Source organism: Streptomyces javensis (genome assembly GCF_039525925.1).
In the GTDB taxonomy this organism is placed as follows: domain Bacteria; phylum Actinomycetota; class Actinomycetes; order Streptomycetales; family Streptomycetaceae; genus Streptomyces; species Streptomyces asiaticus.
In genome coordinates, this window is record NZ_BAAAIF010000002.1 from 284,901 (window position 1) to 304,206 (window position 19,306).

The 19,306-nt window shown below is 69.7% G+C and carries 11 protein-coding genes; 9 read left to right on the top strand and 2 right to left on the bottom strand.

Features of this window, described 5'->3' with window-relative positions; all coding sequences use genetic code 11:
• Positions 1-17 precede the first annotated feature (17 nt).
• Both ABD329_RS03980 and ABD329_RS03985 read left to right on the top strand, forming a co-directional pair.
• Complete coding sequence (locus ABD329_RS03980; protein WP_198278961.1) at positions 18-3,047, top strand: CHAT domain-containing protein; 3,030 nt, start codon at positions 18-20, stop codon at positions 3,045-3,047.
• 123 nt (positions 3,048-3,170) lie between these two features.
• A complete protein-coding gene (locus ABD329_RS03985) occupies positions 3,171-5,522 on the top strand; it encodes a glycosyl hydrolase family 95 catalytic domain-containing protein (RefSeq protein WP_344315949.1) in 2,352 nt (783 codons plus the stop codon).
• A gap of 53 nt (positions 5,523-5,575) precedes the next feature.
• On the opposite strand, the gene ABD329_RS03990 is transcribed toward ABD329_RS03985, so the two are convergent.
• Positions 5,576-5,857 (bottom strand): hypothetical protein, encoded by a 282-nt coding sequence (locus ABD329_RS03990; protein ID WP_344315950.1) that lies wholly within the window; start codon positions 5,855-5,857, stop codon positions 5,576-5,578.
• Between the two features lie 503 nt (positions 5,858-6,360).
• On the opposite strand from ABD329_RS03990, the gene gdhA reads away from it, so the two are divergent.
• Entirely contained in the window at positions 6,361-7,707 is a 1,347-nt protein-coding gene (gene gdhA / locus ABD329_RS03995; RefSeq protein ID WP_198275275.1) for an NADP-specific glutamate dehydrogenase, read from the top strand.
• 70 nt (positions 7,708-7,777) lie between these two features.
• Here the strand turns inward: gdhA and ABD329_RS04000 are convergent, their stop codons facing one another.
• On the bottom strand, positions 7,778-9,040 hold the full coding sequence (locus tag ABD329_RS04000; protein WP_198275274.1) for a YncE family protein: 1,263 nt from the start codon (positions 9,038-9,040) through the stop codon (positions 7,778-7,780).
• A 273-nt stretch (positions 9,041-9,313) separates the two neighbouring features.
• Here ABD329_RS04000 and ABD329_RS04005 point away from each other — a divergent pair, with 273 nt between their 5' ends.
• From ABD329_RS04005 to ABD329_RS04035, 6 genes are all read left to right on the top strand, one after another.
• On the top strand, positions 9,314-10,108 hold the full coding sequence (locus ABD329_RS04005; RefSeq protein WP_198275273.1) for an SDR family NAD(P)-dependent oxidoreductase: 795 nt from the start codon (positions 9,314-9,316) through the stop codon (positions 10,106-10,108).
• A 179-nt stretch (positions 10,109-10,287) separates the two neighbouring features.
• Complete coding sequence (locus ABD329_RS04010; protein WP_198275272.1) at positions 10,288-10,983, top strand: alpha/beta fold hydrolase; 696 nt, start codon at positions 10,288-10,290, stop codon at positions 10,981-10,983.
• Positions 10,984-11,967: 984 nt separating this feature from the next.
• Positions 11,968-13,614 (top strand): GMC family oxidoreductase, encoded by a 1,647-nt coding sequence (locus tag ABD329_RS04020; protein ID WP_198275271.1) that lies wholly within the window; start codon positions 11,968-11,970, stop codon positions 13,612-13,614.
• A 29-nt stretch (positions 13,615-13,643) separates the two neighbouring features.
• A complete protein-coding gene (locus ABD329_RS04025) occupies positions 13,644-15,599 on the top strand; it encodes an oxidoreductase (protein ID WP_344315951.1) in 1,956 nt (651 codons plus the stop codon).
• Between the two features lie 107 nt (positions 15,600-15,706).
• On the top strand, positions 15,707-16,735 hold the full coding sequence (locus ABD329_RS04030) for an NADP-dependent oxidoreductase (RefSeq protein ID WP_246618160.1): 1,029 nt from the start codon (positions 15,707-15,709) through the stop codon (positions 16,733-16,735).
• Between the two features lie 237 nt (positions 16,736-16,972).
• Entirely contained in the window at positions 16,973-19,078 is a 2,106-nt protein-coding gene (locus ABD329_RS04035; RefSeq protein ID WP_198275270.1) for a LysR substrate-binding domain-containing protein, read from the top strand.
• Positions 19,079-19,306 lie beyond the last annotated feature (228 nt).

Genomic DNA, 19,306 nt, shown 5'->3' on the forward strand with positions numbered 1-19,306 from the left:
TCACCGGAGACGAACTGATGGACACTCACGCGCTACAGGAACTCATCGCCTGTGTCAATCGGGTGACCGAGACCGGCGACGTCGGGCTCACCCTCGCGGACGAGATGGTGAAACCTCTCTCGGATGCCCAGCGGGATTGGGACGACGAGGACACCGAGTCGTCCCGGGTACTGGGTGTCTTCTACTTCTACCGCTATCTCGCGGCGCACGATCGAACCGACATGCTCATGGCCGTCCAGGTGCTCATGCCCTGTCTGCTGTACGAGGACATGGCCCTGCCGCCCGACATGCTCCCCTTCCTGGCCGACTTCGGCGTCTGCGAGGCGGAACTGCTGCGCGAGGACGCCCGCAGCTCACCCGATCCCGCACTCGCCGAGCGTGCGGTGTTCGCCTGGCAGCGCATCGTCACGGCCACCGAGGACGGCCATCCGCAGCGTGAGGAGCGCGAGCGGGCCCTGTGGCGGGCGCTGCGACTGCTGGCCGCCCGGCGCGGCGACACCGCCCACCTCGACCGGGCCGTCGCCGCGGCACGCGCGGGCCTTGTCCCGCAGGGCCACCGGGATCGCCTCACCACCTGTCATGAGCTCCTCCTGGCGCTGGAAGAACGCTACGAGGCGACCGGGGACGCGGAGGATCACGAGGCCTCGTTGCGGTGCGCGGAGGAGCTGGCCGTATACGCACATGGCTCGGCGCGCGACGCCGTCGGTTGTTCCCTCCTGTTCTCCTTCGGCGAGAAGCTCTATCAGCGGTTCCTGCGCGATCCCAACACCATGGATCTGCGCCGCGCCATCGGCTTCCTTCAGGGTTCGGTCGAGTTTCCCGGCCCGCAGCTGCCGACCCGGCTGCTGGTCCTGTCGCGTGTCCTCAGCCTCTGGTCCGCCGCCGTCCGGGATCCCGGGATCGTGACCGAGGCGATCGCCAGGGCCGAGCAGGCCGAGCGGTTGATCCAGCGGAATCACAAGGACTATCCGCTCGTCGAGTGGCACATCGCCTCGCTGTACTTCGCGCGCTACGGCACGACACACTCCGGCGACGACCTCGACCGGGCCGCGGCAGCGATCGTCGAGGCCACTCTGTGCCTGCCCCGTGAGCCCAGGGCCACCGCTCTCCACTCCGACATCGCGTTCGCCCAGTACGAGCGCACGGAGAACAGTGAGTACCTCTCGAGAGTCCTCAATTTGAGGGAGCGCGTACTGCGCAAACTCCCCGAAGACGACGACTTCTCCCGGGCGGATGCCCTCTACTCACTCAGCCAGGCCCAGATGCACTGGTACCGCCGGACGGGCTCCTTCTGCCACCTGGACAACGCGGTCGACAACGGCCGCGCCGCCCTTGACCTCGTGGCCAGGACCGACGTGCGTCGCCGCCAGAAGTTCCTGTGCGGGCTCGGCAACGTTCACATGGCGCGTTTCACCATGCGTAGTGAGCGGGACGCCCTGCCCGAGGCGATCCACCTGTTCCGGGAAGCCGTCGCCGACGCCCCCGACCGCTGCCTGCCGCTTGCCCTGCTCTCCGCCGCCCTCGGGTACCAGCACGAGCTGACACGGGACATCACCGACCTCGACGAGTCCATCGCCGCGGGTGAAAGCGCCTTGGAGTTCGCCTCCCCTCACCAGCGGGCGGACATTCTGCGAGATCTCAGCGTCGCCCGCCGGCTGCGCTTCGGCGGCACCGGCGACGCCACCGATCTCGACCGCGCCAGGGCGGGGGTCGCCGAGGCCCTTGCCCTCCCCACTCTCTCGGCCCGAGCGCGGATACGGCTCGGCCTGGAGCAGGCTGAGCTGGCCTCCCTTTCCTCGAGGCATCCCGCGGAGCGGTTGTCGGCCTTCGAGGCGATTGTCGAGCTGCTGCCCGAGGTCGGCCTGAGCAGCCCCTACCACGAGGACCGTGAGCACATGCTGTCCGTCCACGCCGGCCTGGGGGCGAAGGCGGCCGACGCCGCGGTCGCGGCCAACCGCCCTGATCGGGCCCTGGAACTCCTGGAAAAAGCGCGCGGCATCCTCGCCGACACCATGCCGGCGCCAGGATGGCGCGGCACTCGGGCCACCACCGCCCGCCACCTGTGCCGTAACGCCACCCGTGGCCCGATCGTCACGGTCAGCGCGGTCGAGACCGGCGGTCTGGCGTTGCTCGTCACACCGTCGGGTGTCCACCCGGTCGCCCTGCCCGGCCTCCGGCTCCACAAGGCCAGGGCCCGGCACAAAGCTCTCGAGATGGCCCTCGCCTCCGGCGCCTGTGACGACGTCCTCGACGTCCTCACCTGGCTCTGGCACACGGTCGCCCGCCCCGTACTGGAGGCGCTGACGGCCGCGGGGTGGCAGGGGTCCCGCCTCTGGTGGTGCCCGGTGGGCGTGATGTCGCTCTTCCCCCTGCACGCCGCGGGCGACGGTCACGACGGTGTCATGGACAGAGTGGTGTCCTCGTATCTGCCCACCGTCCGGTCCCTGCCCGCCGAGCGCCGGCGCCCCGCCTCCCCGGGAAAGGCCCTCGTGGTGGCGATGAGCAGGACTCCCGGCCAGGCCTCGCTGCTGGGTGCCGCGTCCGAGGCGAACAGCCTCTCCCGACTGCTCTCGGCCACGGTCCTGCACAACGAGCAAGCCACCCGCGACGCCGTCCTGACGGCCCTGCCCAGTACCCGGATCATCCATTTCGCCTGCCATGCGCACGCCGACACCCGCGAACCCACCCGCAGCCGGCTGCTCCTCCACGACCAGCCACTCACCCCGAGAGATCTGCCGTTCGGCCTGGACGCCGACCTCGCCTACCTGTCGGCCTGCGCCACCAGCGATGTCCTCTTCCTGGGCGCCGACGAGGCCATGCACATCACCGGGGCCTTCCATCTGGCGGGCTTTCGCCATGTCATCGGTACCCACTGGCGCATCGACGACTTGGCGGCGGCCGACATCGCCGACCACTTCTACACCGTCATCGCGGCCCATGGCCCCGATGGCGCCGCCCAGGCCCTGCACGCGGCCACCGCGGAACTCCGTCGTGCCCACCCTGAGAGGCCCGACCTCTGGGCCTCCCACCTCCATGTAGGTCCCTGAGCGATCCAACTCACCTGCGGATATGGATCCTTGGAAATTCTGATACGTCGGAGGTCTTCCCTTGGGCCTCCTACGGCCTGCACCATGCCGGGTAGTTCACCACCGGATATGGGAGGCACATACGTGACCCCGACAACAGGGAACGGGATCTCTCGAAGAGGAGTGATCGGCTCGGCGGCCGCAGCCGGCTCGGCGGTCGCGCTCGGTGCCGGAGGGCCGCTGACCGGTTCCGGTACCGCCTGGGCCGCGCCCCGGGAACCCGGCGGGTCGGGGAGCCTGGCCGAACGGCTGGCCAGGGCCGCCGCTCCGCGCTGGCGGCGGATGCCTGGCGACTGGAAGGACGGTCCGTTCCTCGGCAACGGTCTGCTCGGGGTGAACGTCTACCGGGGCGCCACGGCCAACTCCGTGAAGGTGATGGTCAGCCACAATCAGGTACAGGACCAGCGCCCCCAGTGGGCCGCCACCTACGGCTACTCACGGCTGCCCATAGGGCATTTCGACCTCACGCTGGCGGGCGAGGTGACCGATGTCGACTGGACCCTCGACATCTGGGACGCCGAGCTGCGCTCCACCGTCACCACCACCCGGGGCAGCGTCCGCTTCTCGATGCTGGTGCACAACGCCCGTACCGCGCTGCTGATCTCCACCCGGCCCAGCGCGGGGGAGGAGAGCGCGGCCTGGTCGTTCACATGGATGTCCGCCACCTCGCCCCGGACGAAGGGCAAGCCCGCCGACTACACCGGCAACCCCGACCCCCGCACCGGTTCCACGGGCGCCACCCACTACGTCGAACAGCCGTTGATCGCCGGTGGCGGGTGGACCACCGCGTGGCGGGAACGCCGAGTCGGCACCGGCAGGCTGCTCGCCGCGCATATCGTCTACCGCTACCCCGACGACCTCGCGAAGACCACCGAACTCGCCGTGGCCGAGGTGGCACGCACCCTGGCCGAGGACCCGGACGAGCTGGTGCGCGTACACCGCGGCTGGTGGAACCGCTTCTACGAGCGCAGCCTGCTCTCCGTGCCCGACAAGCGGATCCAGGACTTCTACTGGATCCAGCTCTACAAGGCCGCCTGCGCCACCCGCGCCGGAGGACCCTCGATGTCCGAATGGGGGCCGTGGTACCCGGAGACCGGAGGGAGCTGGACCGCGGTCTGGTGGAATCTCAACGTCCAGATCGCCACCTGGCTGATCCAGGGCTCCAACCACCTCGAACTCGACTCCGTCACCTCCACCTTCAAGAGCTTCGAGAAGAACCTGCCGCTGTCCCTCCCACCCGAGATCCCGAACGAAGAGATCTACGCCCTGTCCCACCCCTCCGACTGGACGCTGCGCCCCGGCGCCCACACCGTCGGCGTCCCGGGCACCGCCACCAAGACCGACAACAACGGCAACCTCTCCTGGGCCATGCACAACGTCTGGCTCAGCTACTGCCACACCATGGACGTAGCGATCGTGCGCGACGTCCTCTACCCGATCCTCGTCAAAGCGGTGAACTATTACGACCACTTCCTCCACGAGGGCGGTGACGGCAAGCTCCACCTGCCGCTCACCCGGTCCCCGGAGTACGCGGACGCGGTGGACTGTACCTACGACCTCTCCCTGCTCCGCTGGGGCTGCGCCACACTCCTCGACTGCCTGCGCATCCTCCGCACCGACAACCCGCGCGCCGGGCGCTGGCGGGAGATATTGCGCCGTCTGGTCGACTACCCGCGCGGCGCGGACGGCGTCCTGATCGGCGCCGACACCCCACTAGCCGACTCCCACCGCCACTTCTCCCACATGCTGTGGCTGTACCCGCTGCACGAGCTCACCTGGGACCGGCCGGCCGATCGGGACATCATGCGGACCACGTTCGACCACTGGACGGAGGACCGCAGCCTCTGGGCGGGGTACAGCTACGCGGCGGCCTCCTCGATGGCGTCGCGGATGGGGCGGCCCGAGGACGCCCTCGACTTCCTCACCACCTTCACCGGGAACCTCTTCGACGAGTCCTACATGGACTGCTACATGACCGCGAACACCATGTACGCGGAGGACACCAACCTGGGCATCGAGAGCCCGCTGACCACGGCCCAGTCGATCCTCGACATGGGGATGCAGAGCCATGGCGGCGTCGTCCGGGTCTTCCCCTCCGTCTCACGGCGCTGGCCCGACTTCTCGTTCCAGGCCCTGCGCGCCCAGGGCGCGTTCCTCGTCGACGCGGACCGCTCCGGCGGCAGGACCCGGTGGGTGCGGGTGCACAGCGAGGCGGGTGCGCCACTGGTTCTCCAACACGGCATCGCCGGCGCCATCGACGTACGGGACGAGCACGGTCGGCGGCTGCGGTACAAGGAGACGGGACCCGGCCGTATCGAGATCCCGCTCGGCCGGGACGAGACCGCCGTCGTCGCGCCGCGCGGCACCCACCCGGATCCACGGCCGCGCGACGTACCGGCCGTCGGCCACGCGAAGCCGTGGGGGCTGCCGGACTGAGCCGGGGCTCCGGGGGCCGGGGGAGGGAGGCCGGGTGAGGGCTGGCCTCCCGGTCAGTAGAACTCGACGGTGTTGACACGGTTGATCAGCTCGTGTCCGTCGAGCAGCCGGGTGGCGTTGGCGGCGAAGAGCTCGGCGGGTCGGTGAACACCTTTATCCAGGACGCGGCGCTCGTCGCGGTGGAAAGCCGTGCGGATGACGTCGTCCGGATGCGCGCCGCCTACGAGGAACGCGGCGAGATCATGCGCGGGGAACTGGCCTTGATCCCCGGTCTCACCCTCAGGGGTGTCGCCGTCCGGCCCGGTAGCGAGTTCGGCGTCCGGGGCGAGGGGCATCTGCGCCTGTCGTACGCTCTCCTCCGTCGAGGAGGTTCTGCACGCCTTCCGCGCCCAAGTGGGCTCCGAGCTGCGGGACTTCAGCGCCGCGCAGACGACCCGGGGCATGCGCAAGCTCGACGCGGTGTCGCGGTACTGGGTGTCCCTGGTCCTCGAGCACGGCGGCGCGATGGCGCAGATGCGCTCGCACCGCGGCTACCTCGAGCGGCTGCGCGAGGGCACCGGCTACCTCACCCCGCAGGCCGAAGCGCTGGGACATCCTCGATCTCATCAAGAGCGGACGAACCGAGGACGAGGCCGCCACCCGTCTCATGGGCGCACTGCGCGGAGCCCTGATCGGATGGTCGGCGGCCCGGCACGGCACGCCGGACGAATCCGGACTGGTCTCTTCCGCACTGAGGGGCGACACCGGCTGAAGTACGCTGTCGGCGCACTTCAGCGCCTGGAGCACAGCTCGCGCCGGCGCCCGGCCGGCCCGCATGCGAACGGAGAGAACAGCGCACATGGACATCAGTGCCTACCTCGAGGCCGTCTACGGCGATCTCCACCGCCGGGACCCCGCGGAAACGGAGTTCCATCAGGCAGCACACGAAGTCCTGCACGCGATAGGACCCGTGCTCCAGGCCCACCCGGAGTACCGGCACGCCAGGATCGTGGAACGGCTCTGTGAGCCCGAACGACAGCTGATCTTCCGGGTCCCGTGGGTGGACGACCAGGGAACGGTGCGGGTCAACCGGGGCTTCCGGGTGGAGTTCAACAGCGCCCTCGGCCCGTACAAGGGCGGGCTGCGGTTCCACCCCAGTGTCAACCTCGGCATCATCAAGTTCCTGGGTTTCGAGCAGATCTTCAAGAACGCGCTGACCGGCATGGCGATCGGCGGCGGCAAGGGCGGTTCGGACTTCGATCCCAAGGGCCGCTCGGTCGCCGAGGTCATGCGCTTCTGCCAGGCGTTCATGACGGAGCTGTACCGGCATCTGGGCGAGCACACCGATGTGCCCGCCGGGGACATCGGAGTCGGCGGCCGTGAGATCGGCTACCTCTTCGGCCAGTACAAGCGGATCACCAACCGCCATGAGTCCGGCGTGCTGACCGGCAAGCCGGTCGGCTGGGGCGGATCGCACGTCCGTACCGAGGCCACCGGCTACGGCGCGGTGTTCTTCGCGCAGGAGATGCTCGCCACGCGCGGCCAGGACTTCGACGGACGGCGGGTCGTGGTCTCCGGATCGGGCAACGTGGCCATCTACGCCATCGAGAAGGTCCACGCCCTCGGCGGGCGGGTGGTGGCCTGCTCCGACTCCTCCGGCTATCTGGTCGACGAGGACGGCATCGACCTGGAGCTGCTCAAGGAGATCAAGGAGGTGCGCCGCGAGCGGATCTCCGCTTACGCCGAGGTGAAGACGACCGCCCGGTTCTCCGACCGGGGGTCGGTGTTCGACGTGCCGTGCCAGGTGGCACTGCCGTGCGCGACCCAGAACGAGCTGCACCAGCAGGACGCCACCGCGCTGACGAAGAACGGTGTGCTGGCGGTGGCCGAGGGCGCGAACATGCCGTGCACACCCGAGGCGGTCGAGATCTTCCGCGGTGCGCGGATCCTGTTCGGTCCGGGCAAGGCCGCCAACGCGGGCGGGGTGGCGACCTCCGCACTCGAGATGCAGCAGAACGCGGCCCGCGAGCGCTGGAGCTTCGAGCGTGCGGAGGCCCAGCTCGCCACCATCATGCGACAGGTGCACGCGGAGTGCCGCGCATCTGCGGAGACCTACGGCGGTGACGCCGACGACTACGTGCTCGGTGCCAACACCGCGGGCTTCCTCCGTGTCGCCGAGGCCATGACCGCCCAGGGGGTCGTCTGAGCACTGCCGTCGACATGACGAGGCGGGGGCCCGCGTACGTATCGGCCCCCGCCTCGTCACGAGCGCGCCGCTACGAGGCCGACGGTCCGGTCCAGTCGGCGGCCACATGGCCGATGCGCACCCGCTGCGGGTGGTCGCCGACCGACACGGACGCGGTCTTCTCGCCCGTCCCGAAGTCGATGGCGGTGACCCGGTCGGCACCGCTCTCGGAGACGACGCACGAGGTGCCGTCGCCGCTCACCGTCGCCCAGTACGGCTTCGAGGTCGGCACCAGCGGGCCCTCCTGGAGCGATTCCCGGTCCACGACGGTCGCGTAGTCGTCCATCGTCCCCGCCACGCAGAGCTTCTTGCCGTCGGGGCTCATCGACAGGCCGTGGTGGCGGGAGTCGTTGACCCAGGTGGTGCGGTCCTCGCTGGTCCCGGGGTTCTTCGGAAGGGTCTTCGCGCGGGTGATCTTGTCCTTGGCCACGTCGTACTCCAGGAACCCGTTGAAGAAGGAGACCTGGAAGTAGAGCTTGGACTCATCGGGGGTGAAGGCCACGGGCCGGACCGCGTCGGACAGGTCCTTGCGGCCGAAGGCGTCGAGCCGTTCGCGCATGTCGATGACCTTGACCTGCCGATAGGTGTTCGTGTCGACCACGGTGATGTGCCGGTCGCCCTTCGTCCAGTCCATCGACGGATCGTCCAGATCGGTGTTGACCTCGCCGATCGACATGTTCCAGAGGTACTTGCCGCCGTCGGTGAAGACGTTCTCATGGGGCTTGTCCCCGGCGGAGAACGAACCGAGCTGCTTCCCCGTCTCGATGTCGAGGACATGCACCGTGTTCGACGTCGAAGCCGACACCGCGACGCGCTTGCCGTCGGGGGACACGGCCATGTGGTCCGCGCGGAACCCCGATACGGGGAAGCGCCAGTTGACCTTGCCCGTCGCGACGTCGATCGAGACCACATCGGCGAAGCTGGGCCGCGAGACGACGATGGCGGAGCCGTCCGGGGTCGAGTACATGTCGTCCACGAACTGGTCGTGGCCTTCACCCGGCCCCAGCCGGATCCCCAGGAAGAAGGCGAGCTTGATGGGGTTGAGGTAGATCTCGGTGAGCCGCTGGTCCTTGTCCGGTATGACGTTGATCCGGCCGATCCTGGCCAGGTCGCCGGTGGACTTGATGACGTCCGCGGTGCCGTCCCAGTTGTTGCCCACGAACATCACTTCCCGCAACTCGGCCGTCTTCGGCTGTGCGGAGGCGCTCACCGCCGTGGAACCGGTCACGGCCAGCGCCACGGCGGCGGCGAGGGAGAGCATCATTCGGGTGGAGCCACGGTGCTCGGGAGGCATGGTCACTCCATGGGAGGTGGGGGTCTGTCGTCGTCGGGGCGCCACTTACCGGAAAGTAATGAAGGCGGGTGTCTCTCACAAGAGCTCCGACGGCAAAAAATGACAGGCCCTCACCTTCGCGGCCCAACCAGTCGCTTGCGACGCCCTGCCGGCCGCCCCGCCCGGAGGAGATGGGCCACAGCGTCATCAACCTCGGCGCGTGTGTGGCGGCCCAACCGCTGGACGGCGGGTTCGCCGCCGCCGCTGTCACAGGTGTGGTCTAGCGTGCGGACCATGGACCTGGAGCTTGCGGGACGACGGGCGATGGTGACGGGGAGCAGCGGCGGGATCGGCGCCGCGGTGGCACGGCGGCTGGTCGACGAGGGGTGCGCCGTGCTGGTGCACGGTCGCGACCCCGCGCGTGTCGGCGAGGTCGCGGAGCGGCTCCGTGCCGTCGGCGGGGCGGTGGACATCGTGCTGGGGGACCTTGCCGATGAGGCCGCCGCCGGGTCGGTGGCCGAGCGGGCCCGGGAGTGGGGCGTGGAGATTTTGGTCAACAACGCCGGCCCATTCGCCGAGCACGACTGGGAAACCGCGGAGCCCGCTTTGTGGCTGGACGCGGTGAACGGGAACGTCGTGTCCGCGGTGCGGATGATCCGGGCCCTGGTGCCTGGGATGCGCGAGCGCGGATGGGGCAGGGTGGTCAACGTGGGCAGCCGGGCCGCGACGACTCCGTTGCCGAATATGGTCGAGTATTCGGCGGCGAAGGCGGCGGTGGTCAACATGACGACCAGCCTGGCCCGGCATCTGGCCGGATCCGGCATCACCGCGAACACGGTGAGCCCCGGTGTCATCGTCACGGACGGCATGCGGCAGATGTTCGAGGGCGGCGCGGCCGCGCGAGGCTGGCCGGAGCAGTGGACGGAGCTGGAACCGCTGGTGGTGGCGGAGTACGCCCCGAACCCGACGGGGAGGCTCGGCACGGCGGCGGATATCTCGGCAGCGGTCGCGTTTCTCGCCAGCCCGCTGGCCGGTTACATCAACGGAATCGATCTGCGCGTCGACGGGGGCATCGCGTTGGTGCCGTAAGGCCGACCGCCCAACGCATGCTGCTCGTCCGCACACGCCAGCCGACTCCACGGACCGACGCTGCCCGTCCGGCAGCCAGGAATTTCTTCGCGGCGTTCACATCACGGGGCCGGCCATCAGAAACCTAGGAGGTCGATCTGAATTCAGTTAAAGTTGCCGTTAGATCCGGGAGGTCGCGTATGTCTTTCGTTCTCATTCACGGTGCCGGTTTCGGTGCGAACTGCTGGGACGAGGTGGTTCCTTACTTGAGCGCCGAAGCGCTGGCAGTCGACCTTCCGGGGCGCGGGACGAGGGCTGACGTCGCACTCGGCACGGTCACTCTCGCGGACTGCGCCGATGCCGTCCGCGAGGACGTCGAGGCGAGGGACTTGCGGGACGTGGTGCTGGTCGGCCACTCCTTCGCGGGAGTCACCGTGCCGCTCGTCCTCGACCGCATACCCGAGCGAATCCGTCACGTCGTCCTGGTGTCGGCCGTCGTACCTCCCGACGGGTCCCGGGTGCTCGACCAGATTGATCCCGGCGTGCGTGAGCTGGTCGAGCAGTCCATCACCGCTGGGGTCTACCACCAGGCCCGCGTGGGTGCTGCCGCGATGCTGTGCAACGACATGGACGAGGCGACCGCCGCGTCCGCTCTGAACCGACTGGCCGACGATTCGGCCGCTCTGCTGAGCGAGCCCGTGAACCTGAGAGGCTACCGACGGGACATCCCGCGGACGTATGTGCACCTCACCCGGGACCAGTGTTACGTCGAGGAATTCCAGCAGCGATCCATCGCGCTGCTCCGGGCGGAGGTCATCGATCTCGATACTGGCCACATGGCAATGATCAGCGCTCCAGGAAAGCTCGCCGCCGTCCTCAACGCCGTTCACGGCTGAGTGAGCACCAGCCTGTTCGCCGCCTTCGACATCGCCGACGGCACTGCCATCGGTGAGCTGCACCGCCGCCACGAGTAGGTGGGCTGCTCGGTTCGCAGGCGGTGCAGGCCGCGCTGTTGGGCACCCACCGGGCTTCGACGAATGGATCATACGCGCGCAGTCGTCGTGATCCGGATTGCCCATCTTGCCGAACATCATGGTGCCCAGGCAGTAGGCGCTGCCTTCGATGCCGGTCCGTCCCAGCTTTCGCATCCGCACGGTGCCCCGTACGGGGGGCGGGTCGGTGAGCCGGAGCGCGCTGCCGCGCCGTGAAGCCGCACAAGCCACCACTCTTGGCTGCGACAGGACCAATGCCACCGGCATGATCGACCGGCTGGAGAGGCGGGGCTGTTGGCGAGAGAGCGCGACAGCGAGGACCGCGGGGTGAATCGCGTAACGGCCACCCAGGAGGGCGAAGAGCTGATGGTGCGCCTACGGGAGCGCTTCGCCGAATCGGTCGCCGATCGGGCAGCCGCCTCACACCCGAGGAACATGACCGCCCGCCGCCCTGGCAACCGCACTCACCCCCGGAACAGCGCCGAACTCGAAACGCTGAGCTCCCTCAGCGTGGCCGCTGAGGGAGGGGATGCCGACGGCGAGGCCCACCGTGGTCACTGTCGGTGGTCAGTCGGCCTGCGCGGGCCGACACGATTTCCGCGCGGGGCGCGTGGTGGTCACACGCGTCATGTCAATGTCCGTCACGAGCCTTGCCGCTCTTCCGTTCGGGGCAGTACGCTCTCCGCAGAATTGAAGTTAGTTCAATCCTCGTCTCGGGTGCGCGATCCGGCGCCCGGGTCGCCGTGGGACGACGACCCTTACGGCTGTCCGACCCGACCGGCCACGCGCAGCGTCGCACCAAGGGGAGCCGCGCATGTCCACCCAGTTGACGGATCCTTCGCTCGACGAGGTGACGATGTCCAGCGTGTGGATGGAGGTGGGGGCACCATGACACCGACAGTGGAGGCCGACTGGGTGGTCGTCGGTGGTGGCAGCGCCGGGAGCGTGCTGGCGGCGCGTCTGAGCGAGGATCCGGCCAGCGAGGTCGTGCTGCTGGAGGCAGGGCGTGACTGGCGGTCCGCCGACGCTCCACCGCAGCTGCGCAGTATGAACGGCTGGCGGGCGTTGGACGAGACGGCCTGCGCGGAGTTCCAGTGGCCGGGTCTTACGTCACGGCGCAGCCGCGCCCAGGTGCCACGGCCGCATGTGCGCGGCCGGGGCCTCGGCGGGTCGTCGTCGGTCAACGGCATGATCGCCATTCGGGCCATGCCGGACGACTACGACCGGTGGGCGGCGTACGGCTGTCCCGGCTGGTCGTACGCGGACATGCTGCCGTACCTGCGACGCATGGAGAACGACGCCGACTTCGGCGACCGCCCTCACCACGGCGATCACGGACCCGTACCGGTGCAGCGGCTCGGCCGTGAGGACTGGGGCCCTGCCGACCACGCGCTCGCCGAGGCCGCGCTGGGACATGGCCATGCCTGGTGCGACGACCACAACGGGCCGACGGGGACCGGCGTCTCGCCGTACGCCATCAGCTCCCGCGGCGGTGCGCGGGTCACGACCAACGACGGTTACCTCGAGCCGGCCCGACAGCGCCCCAACCTGCGGGTGTTCGGCGGCGCGACGGTGGACACGGTGCTCGTCGAGGGCGGCAGGGCCGTTGGGGTGCGGCTGCGCCGGGCGAACGAATGGACGGAAGTCCGTGCCCAGCACGTTGTCCTCTGCGCCGGAGCGGTGCACTCTCCGGCGATCCTGCTGCGGTCCGGTATCGGGCCGGACGGCCCGGTGGCGGCGCTCCCGGTCGGCGAGGGGATGCAGGAACATCCTCTGGCGCTGTTCTGGCTGTACGCCCGGCCCGGGCAGCATCCCGATGTCGATGCCCGGCAGACCAACTGCTGTCTGCGCTACTCCTCCGGACTGGAGGGAGCGGGTGAGAATGACATGATGATCGCCTCGATCAACCAGACGCTCGCCCTCCCGGACCCCGGCGACTCGCATCTCGTCGCGGAAGGCACCGGCGGAACCTGGGGCGGCGCAGGCGGCGGCCACACCGCGGGCGGTCCCGGCCTGCTCTGTCTCTGGGCGAACCAGCAGTTCTCGCGCGGCGTGCTGCGCCTGGCCTCCGCGGACCCCGACGCGCATCCGGTGATGGACCAGGATCTGCTGAGCCACCCCGCGGACCTCGTCCGGATGCGTGACGGCGTCAAACACTGCGTGGAGTTGCTGCGCAGCGGACCGTTCGACACGGCCTTCGAACACATTGCCATCGACATCGCCGGCCGGGGCCTCGACGCGCTGTCCGACGATGCGGCGGTCGACCGCTGGCTGATGGAGACCATCGGCGACACCGGCCACATCTGCGGAACCTGCCGCATGGGCGCGCCCGACGACCCCCGTGCGGTGGTCGATCCGTCCGGCCGCGTCATCGGCGTCGACGGACTCTGGGTCGCCGACGCCTCCGTGTTCCCGGAAGTGCCGCGGGCCAACACGAACCTGCCGACCATCGCCGCCGCGGAACGGCTGTCGGACCTCATCCGCGGACGCCTCGCCGGTCCCGTCGCGGGCGAGAGCGCCGTCACCCCAGCGTAGTCACGATCATGACCGATGCCGGAGGGCCCATGGCCGCCTCACCTCTTCCCTTGGCCGCCGCGCCGCTGGTCATCGGTTCGTCGACGCTGCGGAACCGGCTGGTCGCCACGGCTCACGCCAGCGGTTTCATCCGGGACGGACTGCCGGTTGGCGGTGACGCCCAGTACTGGGGCCGTCTGGCGGCCGGTGGCGCGGCGCTGCTGGTCTGCGGCGGTACGACGGTCGCGCCGGAGTCCGCGCCGCGGCAGGGGAACATCCTCCAGCTCCACCGTCCGGAGGCGGTGGGTCCGCTGCGGGAGCGGGTGGAGGCCATGCACGCCGAGGGCGCTGTCGCCGTCTGCCAGCTTGTTCATCTCGGCCGGGAGACGCTCGGCGCGCAGTCGTACTACGCCCCGGTCGCTCCCTCGGCCGTGCGCTCTCCCCGTGAGCCGACGGCGCCGCGCGCTCTGCTGGGCAGCGAGATCGACGAGGTGGTGGAGGCGTTCCGGGTATCGTCCGCCCACGCGTTGGAGGCGGGGTTCGACGGCATCGAATTGCACGCCGCGCACGGCTATCTGCTGGAGCAGTTCCTCTCGCCGCGCACGAACCCGCGCGGTGACGGGCTCGAGGTACTGGAGCGGGTGATCGCCGCGATGCGCGGGCTGTCCGCGGACGCGTTGCTGGGCATCCGTTTCAGCGTCGACGCCTCGGAGGACGTGGCGCTGACGCCGGACGAGCTGGCTGCGCTTCTGCCGACCGTGGATCCGCTGGTCGACTACGTCAACGTCACCGTCGGGGTGCGGACCACGTACGTCCGTGACATGGCCACCGAACGCCCTCCCGTCCTGGACGATCTGGCGCGTCTGCGGCCACTTGTCAACCGGCCGCTCGTGGCGTCCCATGCCTTCCGCACCGCGGCCTCGATCGGCGACGCCCTGGCGGCCGGAGCCGACCTGGTGGGGATGGCGCGCGCACTGATCGCCGACCCGGACCTGCCGCACAAGGTGCTGAACGGACGTGCGACGGAGGTCCGGCCCTGCGTGGCCTGCAACGAGGACTGCCGGACGTTCGACCCGGTGCTGCTGTGCGTGGTCAACCCGGACCTCGCGCCGCCCGGCGAACCGCGTCGGCCCGCCGCCCCGCTGGTGGGCGCGTGGGATCCGGCACGCGCCGCCGGAGAGCGCGTCGCCGTCGTGGGGGCGGGACCCGCGGGCCTGGAGTGCGCGCTGAGTCTCGCCCACGCCGGGGTGGCGGACGTCGTCCTCTACGAGGCCGCCGACCGGCTGGGCGGGCAGCTCGCCACGGCGGCTCTGGCGCCCCACCGCGCCGGTTGGGCCGCGCTGCTCGGCTTCTACGAACGGGGGCTGTCCGCCGCGCGTGTCGACGTACGTCTGGGGCAGAGCGTGGAGCCGGGCGCCGAACTCGAAGGATTCGACGCCGTGGTGCTGGCCACGGGCGCGGTGGAGACATCGCCGCTGCTGGAAGCCGGTGCCATGGCCTCGTCGGTCGCGTTGGCGCGGGGAGTTCGGTCGCTGGCCGGTGCCGCGCATGTGGTCGTGGCCGACGACGGGTTCGGCTGGTGGCCGGGGTGCGATGTCGTCGAACTGGCCGTGGCCGCGGGAGTTCCCCGCATCACCTTCGTCACGCCGGGAACGGCCTTCGCCGGAGCGATCCCGCCCGAGAGCCGAGTCCAGTTGCTGGAACGGCTGTCGGGCACCTGCGAACTTGAGATCCTGCCGCTGTGCACGGCGACCGGCATCAGCACTGACGGCGTCACCGTCGCTCACCGCACCTCCGGAGGGACCACCACCGTGCCCGCGGACCGGGTCGTCGTGGTGGGGGAGCGCCGCCCGCGCGGCGCCCTGGACTGCGCCGTCCCCCTGGTGCTGACGGTTGGCGACGCCGTGGTTCCGCGACGTGTGGCGCACGCGATCGCCGAGGGGCGGGAGGCCGCCGTCAGGATCGCCACCGCTGTAGGACACCGTATGCCGCACAGCCGCGCTTAACCATTGCGCTCGATCCAACCAAACTGATATTGGTTCAATATGGCTCAACCTACGCGCATGAACGGAACTGGACTACGCCTCATGACGCCCGACGCGGTGGTACCGGCATGATGCGGACCGGACGGGAGATCCGGGTCAGGACATACCCGGCCGGCAGCGTCAGCCCGGACGACTTCGAGGTGGTCGAGGTCGCTGTGGACCGGCCCGGGCCGGGGCAGGTGCTCGTACGCAACACCTGGACATCGGTGGACCCCGGCCTTCGGCTGCGGCTACGCCCCGACGCGCCCTCCGGCTATTTCGCCGCCTTCGCTCTCGGCCGCGCCATGGACGGCATCATGACAGTGGGGGAGGTGGTGGAGTCGCGGGCCGAGGGCTTCGCCCCGGGTGACGCGGTGTGGCACGCCCAGGGCTGGCGCGACTACGCCGTCGTGGACGCGGGCGCCGAGCAGCTCGGCGGACTCGGCACCCTGACGCGCCTGGACGTCGATGAATGCGAGCCGCGGTGGTATCTCGGCCCGCTGGGCGGTATGGGTTTGACGGCCTACGCCGGTCTGTACGTCGTTGACGCGCTACGAGGTGGGGAAACCGTCTGGGTCTCGGCGGCCGCGGGGGCGGTGGGCAGCTTGGCCGTGCAGATCGCACGGCTCGTGGGCAACCGGGTGGTCGCCAGCGCGGGCACCGACGACAAGGTCGACTGGCTGCGCGACCGCTTGGGCGCCGACGCCTTCAACTACCGGGTGGGGAACATCGAGGCGAGGCTGGGCGATATCGCGCCCGATGGAATCGACGTCTATTTCGACTCCGTCGGGGGGACCCACCTCGAGGCCGCCCTGTCGCAGCTGAGGAGGGGTGGGCGCGTAGCGATGTGTGGCTCGATCTCGGAGTACGAGTCCGGCTCGGCCGGGCCGCGGAACCTGTTCCTCGCGGTGTCCAAGGACCTGACCCTTCGTGGGTTTCGCGGGAGCAGCAACCTGCATCTCATGGGGCAGATGCGGCGCCGGATGACCGAGTGGCTTCGCAGTGGCGAGCTGGATTATCGCGAGACGGTTTTCGCGGGTCTGGAGTCGGCTCCGCATGCGCTGACGGAAATGATCGCCGGCCGAACGGCTGGAAAGACACTCGTCAGCCTCGGCTGACTCGATGAATGAGTGTAGGCGGCCCGGCCACACGGACGGCATGCGGCAGATGTTCGAGGGCGGAGCGGTCGCGTGAGGCCGGCCGGAGCAGTGGACGGAGCTGGAACCGCTGGTGGTGGTTCCCGGCGCCGCTCCGGAAAGACTGTCCTTTTCACCAGCGCCAACGCCAGGTGATGCGGCGAGGCTTCCGCATATCCTGCCGCACACCCCCAGCTGTCTGAGAAGGACTCCTCGGTCATGAACTCCACCCCCCGTATCGCGATCGTCGGCGGTGGCCCGGGCGGCCTCACCCTCGCGCGCATTCTTCAGGTCAACGGCATCGACGCGGTCGTATACGAACGCGAGCCCGCCGACGCCGCCCACGGCCAGGGCGGCGCCCTGGACCTGCACCCCGAACTCGGCCTGCACGCGCTGCGCGAGGCGGGACTGGAGGACGACTTCTGGGCCCAGGCCCGCCCCAGGGGTCTGGACATGAAGATCCTCGGCAAGGACGCCACGGTCCATCCCCAGGACGTCACCCCCGAAGGGGACACGGGCCGGCCGGAGATCGACCGCCGCGCCCTGCGCGCGATGCTCCTCGACGGCCTGGCCCCCGGCAGCGTTCGCTGGGGCCACGGCCTCGGCGCCGTCACCGCCCTTGAGGGCGGCCGCCATGAACTCCACTTCGAGGGCGGTGCGGTGGAGAGCTGCGACCTGCTCGTCGGAGCGGACGGCATCTGGTCCCGTGTCCGTCCGACGCTCACCGAGGCCGAGCCCGTGTATGCCGGGATCAGCTGCATCGAGATCGGTGTCCCCGAGGCCCACCGCACCCAGCCGGCGCTGGCCGCGGTCGTGGGCAGCGGCAACATGTTCGCGCTCCAGGAGGACAAGGGCCTGATGGCGCAGCGTGCCGCCGATGGCCGCCTGCGCATCCACATCGCCTTCCGCGTTCCCGAGGACTGGCTGACCACGAACGGCATCCCCTACGACCGGCCCGAGCGGGCACGCGCCGCGATCCTGGAGCACTTCACCGACTGGGCCCCGCAACTGACGGACCTCGTACGCCACTGCGATGACACGATGGTGCCCCGCCGCCTCTACGGCCTTCCCACCGGCACCAGTTGGCCGACCACACCGGGCCGCACCCTGCTCGGTGACGCCGCCCACGGCATGGTGTCGTTCTGCTGGGGCGTCAACCTCGCCATGCGGGACGCCGCCGACCTGGCCCGAGCCGTCATCGGAGCCGGTGACGACCTTACGGCTGCGATCGCCGGGTACGAGAAGACGATGCGTGAGCGTGCGGCGGCCATGGCCAGGGAGCTGGAGGAAATCCCCGATGAGGGGGCCGACCCACACGGAGTGCGGAATCTCGGCGACTTCTTCCGGCGGATGGCCGCCCATGGGCGGCGGGGGAGCCGGCCGGCGTCCTCGGCCGATCGGAGCCTGCCGCCCGTCGTGGCGGATCGGCCCACCAAGATCGACCTGAACCTTCTGGTCCCGCTGGGCGCCCTCCTTTCGGAGCGGAGTGTCACCCGGGCCGCCGAGCGGGTCTCCGTCAGCCAGCCCGCGATGAGCACGGCCCTCGCGAAGCTGCGTCGGCACTTCAACGATCCGCTGCTGGTCAGGTCCGGGCGGGCGATGGTCCTCACGCCGCTCGCGGAGTCACTGGTCGACCCGGTCAAGGAGCTTCTGGGCGGAATGTACGGGGTGCTGGACCGCACGGAGGAGTTCGATCCGGCCACCAGCACCCGGACCTTCAACCTGGTCGCCGATGACTACGTGACCATAGTGATGCTGCGTCCACTGCTCAGCGAACTCAGCGAGGTGGCCCCGGATGTGCGGGTCAGCGTCACCGGGGTGCACACCGGCATGTTCGACCGGTTACGCCGCGGACAGTCCGACCTGCTGATCTGGCCGCCGAACGTGCTGGCCGACGAGCTGACGTCGTTCTCCCGCGGCGATCTGCCCCCTGACGAACTGGTCGCCGTCGTCGACGGTGACCACCCCGATGTGGGCCCGAGCCTGAGCCGGGAGGAACTGGCCGAGCTGCCCGGTATCGGCATCGGCTCGCAGGCCGCGCCGAGGTCGGACTTCACCTTCGGCGAAGGCGGCCTGTCCGGCCGGACAGTGGCGATGAGCGACACCTTCGTCGGCGCGGCCTGCCTTGTGTCCGGCACCCGGATGGTCGCGGTGATTCCCCGGCGGCTCTTCGAGCGGCTGGGGCCTGCGATGGGCCTGCGGGCGGTGCCCCTGGAGCCGGTGGGCGAGCTGACGGAAGCGATGTACTGGAATCCCAGGCACACCGCGGATCCGGCGCACCGCTGGCTGCGCGAGCGTATCCAGGAGATGGCGGCACGGTTGTGAGCCTTACGCGCCATGCACCCGGATGTGGGCTGTTTATGTGATAGGTCCGGTATCCCTGGGGCGGATGGCCTTGATCGATGCCAGTTGCCTTCCGGGCGATCAGTGAGCTGATTAGCGTCTCGGGTCAAGGCAGCGAAAGCCTGTCGCTGCCACTGACTCGGCGATGGATCTGGTTTCGCCCGGCGGCTTTCCGCTCGCATGGGACGTATTTCCCGGACGAAATCCTCT